General features: G+C 70.4%; 16 protein-coding genes. 11 read left to right on the top strand and 5 right to left on the bottom strand.

From position 1 onward, the window contains the following. Positions 1 to 5: 5 nt before the first annotated feature. Together OG746_RS09590 and OG746_RS09585 are read left to right on the top strand one after the other, a co-directional pair. Positions 6 to 830, top strand: a complete 825-nt coding sequence (locus OG746_RS09590; protein ID WP_266713432.1) for a purine-nucleoside phosphorylase — start codon at positions 6 to 8, stop codon at positions 828 to 830. Positions 831 to 889: 59 nt separating this feature from the next. Continuing rightward, positions 890 to 2,536 carry a phospho-sugar mutase gene (locus OG746_RS09585; RefSeq protein WP_266713430.1) on the top strand — a complete coding sequence of 549 codons (1,647 nt, stop codon included), beginning with the start codon at positions 890 to 892 and terminating at the stop codon, positions 2,534 to 2,536. A gap of 153 nt (positions 2,537 to 2,689) precedes the next feature. Here the strand turns inward: OG746_RS09585 and OG746_RS09580 are convergent, their stop codons facing one another. Beyond that, complete coding sequence (locus OG746_RS09580) at positions 2,690 to 3,313, bottom strand: PH domain-containing protein (protein ID WP_266713428.1); 624 nt, start codon at positions 3,311 to 3,313, stop codon at positions 2,690 to 2,692. 209 nt (positions 3,314 to 3,522) lie between these two features. On the opposite strand from OG746_RS09580, the gene deoC reads away from it, so the two are divergent. The 3 genes from deoC to OG746_RS09565 are packed head-to-tail and all read left to right on the top strand — an operon-like array spanning position 3,523 to position 6,808. After that, positions 3,523 to 4,476, top strand: a complete 954-nt coding sequence (deoC, locus tag OG746_RS09575) for a deoxyribose-phosphate aldolase (protein ID WP_266713426.1) — start codon at positions 3,523 to 3,525, stop codon at positions 4,474 to 4,476. 6 nt (positions 4,477 to 4,482) lie between these two features. Beyond that, positions 4,483 to 5,919, top strand: a complete 1,437-nt coding sequence (locus tag OG746_RS09570) for an aldehyde dehydrogenase family protein (RefSeq protein WP_266713424.1) — start codon at positions 4,483 to 4,485, stop codon at positions 5,917 to 5,919. Then, the gene (locus OG746_RS09565; protein ID WP_266713422.1) at positions 5,912 to 6,808 is read left to right on the top strand and encodes an aldehyde dehydrogenase family protein; all 897 of its coding nucleotides are present in this window, start codon (positions 5,912 to 5,914) and stop codon (positions 6,806 to 6,808) included. Before OG746_RS09570 ends, OG746_RS09565 begins: the two co-directional genes overlap by 8 nt. A 129-nt stretch (positions 6,809 to 6,937) precedes the next feature. Here the strand turns inward: OG746_RS09565 and OG746_RS09560 are convergent, their stop codons facing one another. Continuing rightward, positions 6,938 to 7,354, bottom strand: a complete 417-nt coding sequence (locus OG746_RS09560; RefSeq protein ID WP_266713420.1) for a hypothetical protein — start codon at positions 7,352 to 7,354, stop codon at positions 6,938 to 6,940. Positions 7,355 to 7,479: 125 nt separating this feature from the next. On the opposite strand from OG746_RS09560, the gene OG746_RS09555 reads away from it, so the two are divergent. Next, on the top strand, positions 7,480 to 8,112 hold the full coding sequence (locus OG746_RS09555) for an ATP-binding protein (RefSeq protein ID WP_266713418.1): 633 nt from the start codon (positions 7,480 to 7,482) through the stop codon (positions 8,110 to 8,112). Positions 8,113 to 8,306: 194 nt separating this feature from the next. Here OG746_RS09555 and OG746_RS09550 read toward each other — a convergent pair whose 3' ends face one another. Beyond that, positions 8,307 to 9,071, bottom strand: a complete 765-nt coding sequence (locus tag OG746_RS09550; protein ID WP_266713416.1) for a SigE family RNA polymerase sigma factor — start codon at positions 9,069 to 9,071, stop codon at positions 8,307 to 8,309. Between the two features lie 264 nt (positions 9,072 to 9,335). Here OG746_RS09550 and afsQ1 point away from each other — a divergent pair, with 264 nt between their 5' ends. From afsQ1 to OG746_RS09525, 5 genes are all read left to right on the top strand, one after another. Then, positions 9,336 to 10,013 (top strand): two-component system response regulator AfsQ1, encoded by a 678-nt coding sequence (gene afsQ1 / locus OG746_RS09545; RefSeq protein ID WP_013001223.1) that lies wholly within the window; start codon positions 9,336 to 9,338, stop codon positions 10,011 to 10,013. After that, positions 10,010 to 11,599, top strand: coding sequence for an ATP-binding protein (locus OG746_RS09540; RefSeq protein WP_266713412.1), 1,590 nt, complete (start codon positions 10,010 to 10,012; stop codon positions 11,597 to 11,599). Before afsQ1 ends, OG746_RS09540 begins: the two co-directional genes overlap by 4 nt. Continuing rightward, the gene (locus OG746_RS09535; RefSeq protein ID WP_266713410.1) at positions 11,596 to 12,198 is read left to right on the top strand and encodes a hypothetical protein; all 603 of its coding nucleotides are present in this window, start codon (positions 11,596 to 11,598) and stop codon (positions 12,196 to 12,198) included. The genes OG746_RS09540 and OG746_RS09535 overlap by 4 nt, the downstream gene beginning before the upstream one ends. A gap of 54 nt (positions 12,199 to 12,252) precedes the next feature. Continuing rightward, complete coding sequence (locus OG746_RS09530) at positions 12,253 to 12,795, top strand: VanZ family protein (RefSeq protein ID WP_266713408.1); 543 nt, start codon at positions 12,253 to 12,255, stop codon at positions 12,793 to 12,795. Positions 12,796 to 12,882: 87 nt separating this feature from the next. Beyond that, complete coding sequence (locus tag OG746_RS09525; RefSeq protein ID WP_266713406.1) at positions 12,883 to 13,083, top strand: PspC domain-containing protein; 201 nt, start codon at positions 12,883 to 12,885, stop codon at positions 13,081 to 13,083. A 78-nt stretch (positions 13,084 to 13,161) separates the two neighbouring features. Here the strand turns inward: OG746_RS09525 and OG746_RS09520 are convergent, their stop codons facing one another. Continuing rightward, entirely contained in the window at positions 13,162 to 13,488 is a 327-nt protein-coding gene (locus OG746_RS09520; protein WP_266713404.1) for an ATP-binding protein, read from the bottom strand. A 147-nt stretch (positions 13,489 to 13,635) separates the two neighbouring features. Then, on the bottom strand, positions 13,636 to 14,802 hold the full coding sequence (locus OG746_RS09515) for an adenosine deaminase (protein WP_266713402.1): 1,167 nt from the start codon (positions 14,800 to 14,802) through the stop codon (positions 13,636 to 13,638). Positions 14,803 to 14,909: the final 107 nt, after the last annotated feature.

The raw sequence follows: 14,909 nt of genomic DNA, 5'->3' as shown, positions 1-14,909 counted from the left end.
TCGGCGTGAACGCTTCTCTTACTCCGGACCACGTCCTGGCCGACCCGTACGCCGCCGCCGACGCCGCCGCCGCGCGGCTGCGCGAGCTGACGGGCGCCGAGACCCACGACGTCGCCCTCGTGATGGGCTCCGGCTGGGCGCCCGCCTCCGAGGCGCTGGGCGAGCCCGCCGCCGAGTTCCCCTTCACCGAACTGCCCGGATTCACCGGCGCCGCAGTGGCAGGGCACGGCGGCACGGTCCGCTCGTACCAGGTCGGCGAGAAGCGCGCCCTGGTCTACCTGGGCCGTACGCACTTCTACGAGGGCCGCGGCGTCGCCGCCGTCGCGCACGGCGTGCGCACGGCCGCCGCGGCGGGCTGCAAGACCATCGTGCTCACCAACGGCTGTGGCGGTCTGCGCCAGGGCATGCGCCCCGGCCAGCCGGTGCTCATCTCCGACCACATCAACCTGACCGCGGCCTCGCCGATCGTCGGCGCCAACTTCGTCGACCTCACCGACCTGTACTCGCCGCGGCTTCGCGCGCTGTGCAAGGAGATCGACCCGAGCCTGGAAGAGGGCGTGTACGCCCAGTTCACGGGCCCGCACTACGAGACCCCCGCCGAGGTCCGGATGGCCGGCATCCTCGGCGCCGACCTGGTCGGCATGTCCACCACCCTGGAGGCCATCGCGGCCCGTGAGGCGGGCGCGGAGGTGCTCGGCATCTCCCTGGTGACGAACCTGGCGGCGGGCCTCTCCGGCGAGCCGCTCAACCACGAAGAGGTCCTCCAGGCGGGCCGCGACTCGGCCTCCGCCATGGGCGACCTGCTGACCAAGGTCCTCGCGAAGATCTGATCCCGTCCGGTCCCCGCCGGGACCGTCGTCGTATCCGTACGTCCGAAGGAATGCGAACCGTGACCGTATCTGGCAGCGAACTGCTCGACCGGGCGAAGACCTGGCTGGCGGAGGACCCGGACCCGGAGACCCGCGAGGAGCTGGCCAAGCTCATCGAGGCCGGAGATCTGGAGTCGATCGGCGAGCGCTTCTCCGGAAGGCTGCAGTTCGGCACGGCCGGGCTGCGCGGCGAGCTGGGCGCGGGCCCGATGCGGATGAACCGCGCGGTGGTCATCCGCGCGGCCGCGGGCCTGGCGGCGTATCTGAAGGCGAAGGGCCAGACGGACGGTCCGGTCGTCATCGGCTACGACGCGCGGCACAAGTCGGCGGACTTCGCGCGCGACACGGCGGCGGTGATGGTGGGGGCCGGGCTGCGCGCCGCGGTCCTCCCCCGCCCGCTGCCCACCCCCGTGCTCGCCTTCGCCATACGGCACCTGGGCGCGGTCGCGGGCGTCGAGGTCACGGCCTCGCACAACCCGCCGCGCGACAACGGCTACAAGGTGTACCTCGGCGACGGCTCGCAGATCGTGCCGCCGGCGGACGCGGAGATCGCGGCCGAGATCGACGCGGTGGCGTCGCTGGACGACGTGCCGCGTGCGGAGAGCGGTTGGGAGACGCTGGGCGACGACGTCCTGAACGCCTACCTGGCACGCACGGACGCGGTCCTGGCTCCGGGCTCCGCCCGCTCGGCCCGCACCGTCTACACGGCGATGCACGGCGTCGGCAAGGACACGCTCCTCGCCGCCTTCGCCCGCGCGGGCTTCCCCGAGCCGGTGCTCGTGCCCGAACAGGCCGAGCCCGACCCGGACTTCCCCACGGTCGCGTTCCCGAACCCGGAGGAGCCGGGGGCGATGGACCTGTCGTTCGCGACGGCCCGCGCGCAGACCGAGACCCCGGACCTGATCATCGCCAACGACCCGGACGCGGACCGCTGCGCGGTGGCCGTGCCCGACGGCGGTGAGTGGCGGATGCTGCGCGGCGACGAGGTGGGCGCGCTGCTGGCGGCGCACCTCGTGAAGCGGGGCGTGACCGGCGTCCTCGCCGAGTCGATCGTGTCGTCCTCGCTGCTCGGCCGGATCGCCGAGGCCGCGGGACTCCCGTACGAGGAGACGCTGACCGGCTTCAAGTGGATCGCCCGCGTCGAGGGCCTGCGCTACGGCTACGAGGAGGCGCTCGGCTACTGCGTCGACCCCGAGGGCGTGCGCGACAAGGACGGCATCACGGCCGCGCTGCTCGTCACCGAGCTGGCGAGCAAGCTGAAGTCCCAGGGCCGTACGCTCCTGGACGCGCTCGACGACCTGGCGCTCACGCACGGGCTGCACGCCACGGACCAGTTGAGCGTCCGGGTGGAGGACCTGTCGGTCATCGCGGACGCGATGCGCCGGCTCCGGGAGACTCCGCCGGTGGAGCTGGCGGGGCTCGCGGTGACCCGCGCGGACGATCTCGCCGAAGGGTCGGGAGGGCTGCCGCCCACGGACGGGTTGCGGTACACGCTCGACGGGGCGCGGGTCGTGGTGCGGCCGTCGGGGACCGAGCCGAAGCTCAAGTGTTACCTGGAGGTCGTGGTTGCGGTCGGCGGTCGGGACGCGTTGCCCGCGGCCCGGGTCACCGCGACGGAACGCCTCGCGGCGATCAAGCGGGACCTTGCGGGGGCGGCGGGTATCTAGCTCGGCGTAGGCCGGGGTTGCGGCCGCGGGGCTCCGCCCCGGACCCCGCTGCTCAATCGCCGCAGGGGCTTTAAATGCTGGCCCGGCGAGTTGATGCGCTTGGCTGCCTCATGCGCCGGCGCCACATGACGCGCCCCTGGGGCCTGATTCGCGCTACCCCAATGCGAGGAGTGCCACCAGGATTACCGCGCCCACGAGTGCGGGAGCGATGATCTCGTACGCCCAGCGGACCTTGGTGGCGCCCTGCGTCGTCTCGGCCTCGGCATGCGCCTCGTGGAGTTCGCGCAGTTCGTCCATGGCCTGGTCGCCGGTCGAGCGCTGCTCGGTCACCGGCAGGCCGCTGGCTCCGGTGGCCGTGCGGCCGCCCTTGGCCGCGCGCATCTGCTGGCGCTGGACCTTGCGCCGGCCGCGCAGCGACACCGGGATGGACCAGAGCTGGTACTTGGTGCCCGCCTCGTCGACGACCTCGTTCGAGTACCCGGACTTGAAGCCCGAGACCGCGGACCACGGCAGCGAGACGTCACGGAACGGGTTGCGCAGGCGCAGCCGCTCCTCGTTACCGAAGACAGCCGGCCTGATGGTGAACGCGACGACGAGCGGCACCACGAACAGCAGCCCGGCCAGCACCGTCCACGGCGTCCGCCCGTCCCCGTACGCCACGGCGTCGCCGCCCATCCAGGCCCCGATCAGGATCAGCACGACACCACCGGCGATACCGGCGGGAGACCGATAGATCCGGTCACGTGCCTGCGGGGGCGTGGTCTGGCTGCTCGTCATGGCTCGATTGTGCCCGACCCGTCAATAGCCGCATCCATCAGCTGGGCAAAGCAAGCGGCCCGCAAATCAAGGGGCCGGGCAAAATCAAGCCTCGCCGGCGATTGAGGCGCGGGGTCCGGGGCAGAGCCCCGCGACCGTAACCCCGGCACCCGCAACCACACCGCGACCTGTACAGCCGCTACGCGCGTAGATATGCTCCCCTCGTGACCATGCCCAGTTCTGCACCCGCACCCGCTCTCAGCGACGCCACCGCGTCCGACAGCACGCTGCGCCGCTTCCTGCACGGGTTGCCCGGCGTCGACGCGGTCGGCCTGGAGGCGCGCGCCGCTTCGCTCGGGACCCGTTCCATCAAGACCACGGCGAAGGCGTACGCCATCGACCTGGCCATCTCGATGATCGACCTGACGACCCTCGAAGGCTCCGACACCCCGGGCAAGGTCCGGGCCCTCGGCGCGAAGGCGGTCAACCCGGACCCCACCGACCGCACGACCCCCCGCACCGCGGCGGTCTGCGTCTACCCGGACATGGTGGCCACCGCGAAGGCCGCCGTCGCCGGTACGGACGTCAAGGTCGCCTCCGTGGCCACCGCCTTCCCGGCGGGCCGCACCGCCCTCGACGTGAAGCTCGGGGACGTACGCGAAGCCGTGGCGGCCGGGGCGGACGAGATCGACATGGTCATCGATCGCGGCGCCTTCCTCGCGGGCAACTACATGAAGGTCTACGAGGAGATCCGCGCGGTCAAGGAGGCCTCCGGCGCCGCCCGCCTCAAGGTCATCTTCGAGACCGGCGAGCTCTCGACGTACGACAACATCCGGCGCGCGAGCTGGATCGGCATGCTGGCCGGGGCCGACTTCATCAAGACGTCGACGGGCAAGGTCGGCGTCAACGCCACCCCCGCCAACACCCTCCTCATGCTCGAAGCCGTACGCGACTTCCGCGCCACCACCGGGGTACAGGTCGGCGTGAAGCCCGCGGGCGGCATCCGCACCTCCAAGGACGCCATCAAGTTCCTGGTCATCGTGAACGAGACCGCGGGCGAGGACTGGCTCGACAACCACTGGTTCCGCTTCGGCGCCTCCAGCCTCCTGAACGACCTGCTGATGCAGCGTCAGAAGCTGGCCACAGGACGCTACTCCGGTCCCGACTACGTGACGGTGGACTGATCACCCATGGCATCTGCATTTGAGTACGCTCCGGCGCCCGAGTCCCGCTCGGTCGTCGACATCGCACCCTCCTACGGCCTGTTCATCGACGGCGAGTTCACCGACGCCGCCGACGGCAAGGTCTTCAAGACCGTCTCCCCCGCCACCGAGGAGGTTCTCTCCGAGGTCGCGCAGGCCGGTGAGGCCGACGTCGAGCGCGCCGTGAAGGCGGCCCGCAAGGCCTTCGAGAAGTGGTCGGCGCTGCCCGGCGCGGAGCGCGGCAAGTACCTCTTCCGTATCGCGCGCATCATCCAGGAACGCAGCCGCGAGCTGGCCGTCCTCGAAACGCTCGACAACGGCAAGCCCATCAAGGAGACGCGCGACGCGGACCTCCCCCTGGTCGCCGCGCACTTCTTCTACTACGCGGGCTGGGCGGACAAGCTCGACCACGCGGGATTCGGGCCGAACCCGAAGGCGCTCGGCGTCGCGGGCCAGGTCATCCCCTGGAACTTCCCGCTTCTGATGCTGGCGTGGAAGATCGCCCCGGCGCTCGCGACGGGCAACACCGTCGTCCTGAAGCCCGCCGAGACGACCCCGCTCTCCGCTCTCTTCTTCGCGGACATCTGCCGCCAGGCGGGCCTGCCGAAGGGCGTCGTCAACATCCTTCCGGGGTACGGCGATTCGGGCGCGGCGCTCGTCGCCCACCCCGACGTGAACAAGGTGGCCTTCACCGGCTCCACGGCCGTCGGCAAGGAGATCGCCCGCACCGTCGCCGGTACGGACAAGAAGGTGACGCTCGAACTCGGCGGCAAGGGCGCGAACATCGTCTTCGACGACGCCCCCATCGACCAGGCCGTCGAGGGCATCGTCACGGGCATCTTCTTCAACCAGGGCCAGGTCTGCTGCGCGGGCAGCCGCCTCCTCGTCCAGGAGTCGATCCAGGACGAACTGCTCGACTCGCTGAAGCGCCGCCTGTCGACGCTGCGCCTCGGCGACCCGCTCGACAAGAACACGGACATCGGCGCGATCAACTCGGCCGAGCAGCTCGCGCGCATCACCGCGCTCACCGAGCAGGGCGAGGCCGAGGGCGCCGAGCGCTGGTCGGCACCCTGCGAACTCCCGTCCTCCGGCTACTGGTTCGCGCCGACGCTCTTCACGAACGTCACGCAGGCGCACACCATCGCCCGCGACGAGATCTTCGGCCCGGTCCTGTCCGTGCTCAGCTTCCGCACGCCGGACGAGGCCGTCGCCAAGGCCAACAACTCGCAGTACGGGCTCTCGGCCGGCATCTGGACGGAGAAGGGCTCGCGCATCCTCGCGGTCGCGAACAAGCTCCGCGCCGGGGTCGTCTGGGCCAACACGTTCAACAAGTTCGACCCGACCTCGCCCTTCGGCGGCTACAAGGAGTCGGGCTTCGGCCGCGAGGGTGGCCGTCACGGTCTGGAGGCCTACCTCGATGTCTGAGCCCAACCGTCTGAGCGTCTTCAAGACCTACAAGCTGTACGTCGGCGGGAAGTTCCCGCGTTCCGAGAGCGGCCGGGTGTACGAAGTGACCGATGGCAAGAGCGGCGAGTGGCTGGCCAACGCGCCGCTCTCCTCCCGCAAGGACGCCCGTGACGCCGTGGTCGCCGCCCGCAAGGCGTTCGGCGGCTGGCAGGGCGCGACGGCGTACAACCGCGGTCAGGTCCTGTACCGCGTCGCCGAGATGCTGGAGGGCCGCCGCGAGCAGTTCGTGCGCGAGGTCTCCGAGGCGGAGGGCATCGGCAAGTCCAAGGCCACGGCCGTGGTCGACGCCGCGATCGACCGCTGGGTCTGGTACGCGGGCTGGACCGACAAGATCGGCCAGGTCGTCGGCGGGGCGAACCCCGTCGCGGGCCCGTTCTTCAACCTCTCCACGCCCGAACCGACCGGCGTCGTGGCGGCCCTGGCACCCCAGGACTCGTCCTTCCTCGGCCTGATCTCGGTGATCGCCCCGGTCATCGCGACCGGCAGCACGGTCGTCGTGATCACGAGCGAGAAGTCCCCGCTCCCGGCGCTCTCCCTCGGCGAGGTGCTCGCGACCTCGGACGTGCCGGGCGGCGTCGTCAACATCCTGTCCGGCAAGGCGTCGGAGATCGCGCCTTCGCTCGCCGCGCACCAGGACGTGAACGGGATCGATCTGACGGGCGCCGACCCCGAGTTGGCGAAGCAGCTCGAGATCGCGGCCGCCGACAATCTGAAGCGCGTACGTCGTCCACAGCCTGTGGAGGACTTCACGGCGGACCCGGGCACGGACCGCCTGACGCACTTCCTGGAAACCAAGACGGTCTGGCACCCGACGGGTTCGTTGGGCGCGTCCGGCTCCGCGTACTGAGCACCAACGCGAAAGGCCCGGCTCCTCCACTCCACGAGGAGCCGGGCCTTTCAAGCCGGTCCGGCACATCAAGCCCCGCTTTTGGACGAGAGCCCGCGGGGTCCGGGGCAGAGCCCCGCGACGTAGGACTCAGCCTGGCAGCACACCCGTCACGGGACCCACCACGGGCAGCTCCTCCAGCGACGCACCGGAAGCCACAGGCCCGGTGACTGCCGCCGTGCTGACCGGCACGAAGTCCGCGACCTGCGTGCCGACCGAGTTGTCCAGCGGGTCGACTCCCGTCCCGGCCAGCGGGTCCAGCGGCAGCTTCTTCAGCGTGCCGAGCCCGTTCGCCGTGGCCGAGTTGAGCGCCGTCGAGACGCCGTCGGCCGCCGCGTCGACGTTGGAGTCGCCGGTCGCCGACTGCGGCAGCGGGATCGGCGCCGCGCTCGCCGAGGCGACGCCGCCGCCCGCGACGACCGCACCGGCCGCGGTCACGGTGAGTCCTACGCGCATCAGGGTGCGCCGCACGGAGGACGAGGATGTCTGTTCTGCGTGTCGTGCCATGGTGTTCCGCCCGAAACCTTTCGCCTGTGTAATCATGTAGATACACAGGGTAGTTGGCGTGGTGCGTGCCACAACGGCACCACGCGGGGAGGCGGCGCGGTCGTCATGCCTCACACTGGTGTCTCGTGAGTTCGCATCCTCCGATACCGACACGGGTCGTCCTGCTCTCCGGCCCCTCGGGCTCCGGCAAGTCCTCCTTCGCGGCCCGCTCCGGGCTGCCCGTCCTGTGCCTCGACGACTTCTACAAGGAGGCCGGGGACCCCACGCTGCCGCTGGTGCCGGGCACTTCGGACATCGACTGGGACTCTCCGCTTTCGTGGGACGCCGAGGTCGCGGTCGCCGCGATCGTGGCGCTCTGTGCGAAGGGTCGGACGAGCGTTCCCGTCTACGACATCTCCTCCAGCTCGCGTGTGGGCGAGGAGACGCTGGACATCGAGCGCACGCCGCTGTTCATCGCCGAGGGCATCTTCGCGGCGGACATCGTGGAGCGCTGCCGGGAGGTGGGGGTGCTCGCCGACGCGCTGTGCCTGCGCGGGCGTCCGTCGACGACGTTCCGTCGCCGGCTGCTGCGTGACCTCAAGGAGGGGCGCAAGTCGGTGCCGTTCCTGCTGCGGCGCGGTTGGCGCCTGATGCGGACGGAGCGGTCCATCGTGGCTCGGCAGGTGGCGCTCGGCGCGCATGCCTGTGGCAAGGAGGAGGCGTTGGGGCGCGTGGCGGCGGCCGCGGCGGGGCGCTGCGTGAAGGCGCGCGCCGCGTAACGGGGATTCTTGGCCCGCGCCGGGCCTACGACTCGGGGCTCCGCCCCGGACCCCGCTGCTCAAACGCCGCAGGGGCTGAAAATGCGGAACGGGACCGGAAAGACCCCCCGGCCTTCCGGTCCCGCCCACTCCCCCCTACTGCTCCCCCGTACCGGAACCCCGCTCCCCCGAACAGGGCCCCGTTCCCCCGGCCTTCAGGCGACGAGCTCGCCGAAGGACTCCTCCTGGTCACGGCCGAAGCTCAGCACCTCGTCCTCGCGCAGTCGCCGCAGCGAGCGCCAGATGCTGGACTTCACCGTGCCCACGCTGATGTCGAGGATGTCCGCGATCTCCGGGTCCGTGCGGCCCTCGTAGTAACGAAGGACCAGCATGGTGCGCTGGAGTTCGGGCAGCCGGGCCAGCGCCTGCCACAGGACCGCGCGCAGCTCGGTGCCGCGCATCGCGTCCGTGTCGCCGGCCGTCTCCGGCAGCTCCTCGGTCGGGTACTCGTTCAGCTTGCGGCGGCGCCACGCGCTGATGTGCAGGTTCGTCATGGTGCGGCGGAGGTAGCCCCCGACCGCCGCCTTGTCGCTGATGCGGTCCCAGGCCCGGTACGTCGAGAACAGGGCGCTCTGCAGCAGGTCCTCGGCCTCGAAACGGTCACCGGTCAGGTGGTAGGCGGTTGCGTACAGGGAGGCGCGGCGATCCTGGACGTAGGCCGTGAACTCGGCCTCCGACAAGGACGTCCTGCGCTGCTCCCCCGAGTCCTCCCTGTACGCGGCTCCCCCGTGACCCCCCTCGGTCACTGTTTCCCGCGTGTCAACCACCGTCATGATCCCGGTGTGCTGACGCCCGGCGCCGCGAGCGCACCCCCGCCCGCTCACGGCACCGGACTTCTCGTGACGCTCGGAAACCACTCGGCCCATGTCGTGCAGACGCGTGACAACCGCGCTTGAGGTGGTGCTGTGCAGCGTGTTCATCTCGCGCCCCCCGTCGTGGAGTACCGAATACTTCTGCGTCGTCGTCGCGATCGTTCTTCGCGATGACCAAAAGCTTGCCGGGTCGACTTCATGACGGTGTCCGTCGACTGTCACAGGCCTGTCACAGCGGCTCCCGTAATAGGGAGCAGGCGTGGAGGAACCGGCCCCGCCGGGACTCCGCCGGGGCTCTCCCGGGCCTCTTCCCCGCACCTGAAGGGCACACTCGGTCGAACTGAAGGCCCCTGATGGGCCAGAATGGCGCTTGTGCCTTCCCTGTTGCTGATCGAGGACGACGACGCCATCCGTACGGCCCTGGAGCTGTCACTTACGCGCCAGGGCCACCGGGTCGCCACCGCTGCCACCGGAGAGGACGGTCTGAAGCTGCTGCGCGAGCAGCGGCCCGATCTGATCGTCCTCGATGTGATGCTGCCCGGCATCGACGGTTTCGAGGTGTGCCGGCGCATCCGGCGCACCGACCAACTGCCGATCATCCTGCTGACCGCGCGCAGCGACGACATCGACGTCGTGGTGGGCCTGGAGTCCGGTGCCGACGACTATGTCGTGAAGCCGGTGCAGGGGCGCGTGCTCGACGCGCGGATCCGCGCGGTGCTGCGGCGCGGCGAGCGGGAGGCCAACGATGCCGCGACGTTCGGCTCGTTGGTGATCGACCGTGCCGCGATGACGGTGACGAAGAACGGCGAGGACCTGCAACTGACGCCCACCGAGCTGCGCTTGCTGCTCGAGCTGAGCCGGCGGCCCGGACAGGCGCTGTCCCGGCAGCAGTTGCTGCGCCTGGTGTGGGAGCACGACTACCTCGGTGACTCGCGGCTCGTCGACGCGTGTGTGCAGCGGCTGCGCGCGAAGGTCGAGGACGTGCCGTCGTCGCCGACCCTGATCCGTACGGTGCGCGGGGTGGGCTACCGGCTGGACACGCCTCAGTGACGAAACCGCACGACAAGCTCCGGGGCGCTGCGGCGGCCAAGAAGACTCTCCTCGCCGGCCTGCGCTTCACCAGCCTGCGGCTGCGCCTGGTCGTCGTGTTCGCGCTCGTGGCGCTCACGGCCGCGGTGTCCGCGTCGGGGATCGCGTACTGGCTCAATCGTGAGGCCGTGCTCACGCGCACGCAGGACTCCGCGCTCAGCGACTTCAAGCAGGAGATGCAGAACCGGGCGGCGGCGCTGCCCAAGCAGCCCACGCAGGGCGAGTTGCAGCACGCGGCGAACCTGATGGCGGGCAGCAGCCAGCACTTCAGCGTGATGCTCATGGCGAAGGACGAGGACGGCCGCCGGGTCGTGGGCAATTCCGACCTGGACGCCTTCACCGTCGCCGACGTGCCGAAGTCGCTGCGGGACGCGGTCACCAAGAAGCAGCCGATCGACGGCGGCGACAAGCACGCGTACCACCTGTACTGGCAGCGGATCACGCAGGACGACACCCCGTACCTGGTCGGCGGCGCCACCGTGGACGACGGGCCGACGGGCTACATGCTCAAGTCCCTGGAGCCTGAGGCGAAGGACATGGGTTCGCTCGCCTGGTCCCTCGGCATCGCCACCGCGCTCGCCCTCGTCGGCTCCGCACTGCTCGCGCAGGCGGCCGCGACGACGGTGCTGAAGCCCGTGCACCGCCTGGGGGTCGCCGCGCGCCGGCTCGGCGAGGGCAAGCTCGACACCCGGCTGCGCGTCTCCGGCACGGACGAACTCGCGGAGCTCTCCCGTACGTTCAACAAGACGGCGGAGAACCTGGAGAAGAAGGTCGCGGACATGAGCTCCCGCGACGAGTCCTCGCGCCGCTTCGTCGCCGACATGTCGCACGAGCTGCGCACGCCGCTGACCGCGATCACCGCGGTGACGGAGGTCCTGGAGGAGGAGCTCGACGCCGAGACCGGCTCGGTCGACCCCATGATCGAACCGGCCGTGCGTCTCGTGGTCAGCGAGACCCGGCGCCTGAACGACCTGGTCGAGAACCTGATGGAGGTCACCCGCTTCGACGCGGGCAGCGCCAAGCTCGTCCTCGACGACGTGGAACTCGCCGACCAGATCACCGCCTGCATCGACGCCCGCGCCTGGCTGGACGCCGTCGAACTCGACGCCGAGCGCGGCATCTCGGCCCGCCTCGACCCGCGCCGACTCGACGTGATCCTCGCGAACCTGATCGGCAACGCGCTCAAGCACGGCGGGTCCCCCGTGCGCGTCTCGGTGCGGGTGGAGTCGCACGGACGCCACGGCGAGGGCTCGGAGGTCGTCATCTCCGTACGCGACCACGGTCCGGGCATCCCCGATGACGTCCTGCCGCACGTCTTCGACCGCTTCTTCAAGGCGAGCGCCTCGCGGCCCCGCTCGGAGGGCAGCGGCCTCGGCCTGTCCATCGCCATGGAGAACGCGCGTATCCACGGCGGCCGGATCAGTGCCGCCAACTCCCCCGAAGGGGGAGCCGTGTTCACGCTGCACCTGCCGCGGGACGCGGAGTCCCTGGCGTCCGCCTCGGAGGAGGACGCCAGGGAAGCGCGGGAAGGCGGTGCCGCGACGTGACGCGACGGGTACGCCCATGGGTCCTCGTCGGCCTCGCCTCGCTCCTGCTCACCGGGTGCGGGATCCGTCCCACGGAGGTGCCGACCGACTTCGGCGCCGCGCCCACGCGCGTGGGCTGCTCCCTGTCGGGCTCGGACAAGGTGGAGGCGCAGGCGGGCGGCGAGTTCCCGGTGCAGGTCTATCTGGTCTGTACGTCGCAGCTGGTCACGGTCGACCGGACCATCACGCTGGAGCGCGGCCAGTCGTCCGACCGGGTCATGGTGGCCCGGGAGCTCCTGGCGCAGCTGGCGGCGACTCCCTCCAGCGAGGAGAAGACGGCCGGCTACACGACGGACGTCCGCTCCGTCCTCAAGGTCTCGGGCCCGCGCGAGGGCGACCCCGCGGACGCCCTGCGCCTGAACGCGCCTCCGGCCGATCTGTCCCCCTACGCCCTGGCCCAGGTCATCTGCACGTTCGCGAACAGCGAGGTCACGGCGGAGGACGACGAGCACGTGGTCCTCGGCGGCCCGGACGACGCCGCGCCCCGCGAATACACCTGCTCGGAGGCGCTGAAGGCCCGCCCGGGCCTGATCCCGGCCCCGACGAGAACTCTGAACTGACGAAGGCCCGACCTCGGCGGAACCGATCCTCCCGCGCCCGGCGTCTAGGGGTGCGTGCAGCGCCATCGCTCGGGCGGCCAAAGGGCCGCCGTCCGTTTCCGTGCGGCAGGGATCGCCCTACTCGCCGCGCATCTCCTATTCGTTGCCTGGTTCACGCTGCGCCCCCTGGACGTGCCCTGGGTCAGCGCGGCGAACCTGCACCCCTTGGCCGGCATCCGCTCCGACCTCGCGCTCGGCTGGCGTGAGGCGGCGGTGCGGCTCGGCGAGGGCCTGGTGCTGCTCGCCCCGCTCGGCGTGCTCCTGCCCGTCGCGGGCGGCCGGCTTTACGTTTCGCTGTGGGGTTCGCTTGTGCGCACGGTCGCGATGGCCGCACTGATCTCGCTCGGCATCGAACTGCTACAGACCGGTGTGCCGGGCCAGGTCGTGGACATCGACTCGCTGCTCCTGAACACGGTGGGCGTCGCGCTCGCCCATCTCCTTCTGGTGCCCACCCTGCGCTCCCGGCTCCGCCGCAGGGTCGAGCTCGATCCCCTCCCCCCGCAGGAGCCGGCTCAGGGTCCGACCCCGACGATTTCCAGGGTCGGCATAGCCCCGTGAGCTGACGTTTAAGCCCCTCCGTCGCCGTACATTCGAAGACGTAAGCACCACACATCGAAGACATACGGTTCGCGAAGGAGCCCAACCATGACCGCCCTTGCCCGCCCCACCAACGGACGGATGATCGGCGGAGTGTGCGCAGCGCTGGCACGGCGCTTCGGCACCTCCGCGGCCACGATGCGCGTGATCTTCCTGGTCTCGTGCCTGCTGCCGGGCCCGCAGTTCCTGCTCTACATCGCGCTGTGGATCATGTTCCCGAGTGAGAACAAGGTCCGCCAGGCCTGGTGACGTCCGTTCGCACCCACGCCGAAGGGGCGCGCCCGCGTGATCGCGGGTGCGCCCCTTCGGCTCGTTCGGTGGGTCGGGTCAGCTGAGGCCGCCGACCGGCAGGCCGCCGAGCAGCCCGGAGACCGGGTCGCCGTCGACCGGCAGGGCGCCCTTCGCGGCCTGGTCCACGACGGGCGTGGCCGTGCTCAGGCCGTTGGCCACCGCACCCTGACCGGCGGCCAGGGACTCGGCGCCGGCGGGCAGCGTCGACGCCACGTCCTGCAGCGGGAGGGCGGAGGTCACGGATCCGACGGTGTCGGCCGCGTCGGGGACGGCCGGGGCAGCGTTCGCGGCACCGGCACCGGCGGCGGCGAAAGCGGCTCCGAGAGCGGCGACACCGAGGGTCTTGGCAGCAGAATGCTTCATTGTGAAATGCGTCCTCTTGACGATGACGGGGGAATGAGCGGTCCACGACCGTAAACATTCCTTCGCTGCGCCCGCAAACAGCGAACCGCCGGGAAACGCGGCCGCGAACAACTGTTCCCGACCGCGCCAACGTCCCCCGAAAAGGCCCTACTCGACGACAGAACCGCTGGTGGAAGCGGTCTGACGGAACAGCCATTCGGATTTCAACTCGGCATATCCGGGCTTGATCACGTCATTGATCATCGCCAGTCGTTCATCGAAAGGAATGAATGCTGACTTCATCGCATTGACGGAAAACCACTGCATGTCGTCGAGCGTGTAGTCGAATGCGTCGACCAGGTGCTCGAACTCGCGACTCATCGACGTACCGGACATGAGCCGGTTGTCCGTGTTGACCGTCGCCCTGAAGTGCAGCTTTCGCAGCAGCCCGATGGGGTGCTCCCCGTAGGAACTCGCGGCACCGGTCTGCAGGTTCGACGACGGGCACAGCTCCAGCGGGATCCGCTTGTCGCGCACGTACGAGGCGAGGCGGCCCAGCTGTACGCTGCCGTCGTCCTCCACCTTGATGTCGTCGATGATGCGGACACCGTGCCCGAGCCGGTCCGCGCCGCACCACTGGAGGGCCTGCCAGATGGACGGCAGCCCGAAGGCCTCGCCCGCGTGGATCGTGAAGTGGTTGTTCTCCCGCTTGAGGTACTCGAAGGCGTCGAGGTGGCGGGTGGGCGGGAAGCCGGCCTCCGCGCCCGCGATGTCGAAGCCGACGACACCCAAGTCGCGGTAGCGGTTGGCCAGTTCGGCGATCTCCAGCGCGCGGGCCGCGTGCCGCATGGCGGTGAGGAGCGCGCCCACGCGGATGCGGTGGCCGTTCTCCTTCGCGCGCCGCTCGCCCTCTCTGAAGCCCTCGTTGACCGCCTCGACGACCTCTTCGAGGGTGAGCCCCTGTTCCAGGTGCTGCTCGGGGGCGTAGCGGATCTCGGCGTAGACGACGCCGTCCTCGGCGAGGTCCTCGGCGCACTCGGCAGCGACCCGGAACAGCGCCTCGCGCGTCTGCATGACGGCGCAGGTGTGGCTGAACGTCTCCAAGTACCGCTCCAGGGAACCGGAGTCGGCCGCTTCACGGAACCAGACGCCGAGCTTGTCGGGGTCGGCCTCCGGCAGGTTCTCGTACCCCTGCTCGCGCGCCAGGTCGACGATCGTGCCGGGCCTCAGGCCGCCGTCGAGGTGGTCGTGCAGGAGCACCTTGGGCGCGCGACGGATCTGCTCGGCGGTCGGCACCCGGGGGCTGTTGGGGTTCGCGGTGATCGGGCTCGTCATTTCCGCACTCTAACTCCTACGCGCGTAGATCGCTGCGGTTCGTTGTCCGTTCGTTGCGATCGGTCACCAAGAACGCCGGCATGATCCGTCGATACGCAACAGTGACC

The sequence above is a fragment of the Streptomyces sp. NBC_01016 genome (assembly GCF_026341035.1).
In the GTDB taxonomy this organism is placed as follows: Bacteria; Actinomycetota; Actinomycetes; order Streptomycetales; family Streptomycetaceae; genus Streptomyces.
This window is presented reverse-complemented; position numbering and strand designations above follow the sequence as displayed.

Bases quoted from the DNA above. Each gene is read 5' to 3' on its own strand.
- OG746_RS09580 (WP_266713428.1), bottom strand. From the start codon at position 3,313: ATGACGAGCAGCCAGACCACGCCCCCGCAGGCACGTGACCGGATCTAT.
- deoC (WP_266713426.1), top strand. From the start codon at position 3,523: ATGCCCAGTTCTGCACCCGCACCCGCTCTCAGCGACGCCACCGCGTCC.
- OG746_RS09570 (WP_266713424.1), top strand. From the start codon at position 4,483: ATGGCATCTGCATTTGAGTACGCTCCGGCGCCCGAGTCCCGCTCGGTC.
- OG746_RS09565 (WP_266713422.1), top strand. From the start codon at position 5,912: ATGTCTGAGCCCAACCGTCTGAGCGTCTTCAAGACCTACAAGCTGTAC.
- OG746_RS09560 (WP_266713420.1), bottom strand. From the start codon at position 7,354: ATGGCACGACACGCAGAACAGACATCCTCGTCCTCCGTGCGGCGCACC.
- OG746_RS09550 (WP_266713416.1), bottom strand. From the start codon at position 9,071: ATGAACACGCTGCACAGCACCACCTCAAGCGCGGTTGTCACGCGTCTG.
- OG746_RS09525 (WP_266713406.1), top strand. From the start codon at position 12,883: ATGACCGCCCTTGCCCGCCCCACCAACGGACGGATGATCGGCGGAGTG.
- OG746_RS09520 (WP_266713404.1), bottom strand. From the start codon at position 13,488: ATGAAGCATTCTGCTGCCAAGACCCTCGGTGTCGCCGCTCTCGGAGCC.
- OG746_RS09515 (WP_266713402.1), bottom strand. From the start codon at position 14,802: ATGACGAGCCCGATCACCGCGAACCCCAACAGCCCCCGGGTGCCGACC.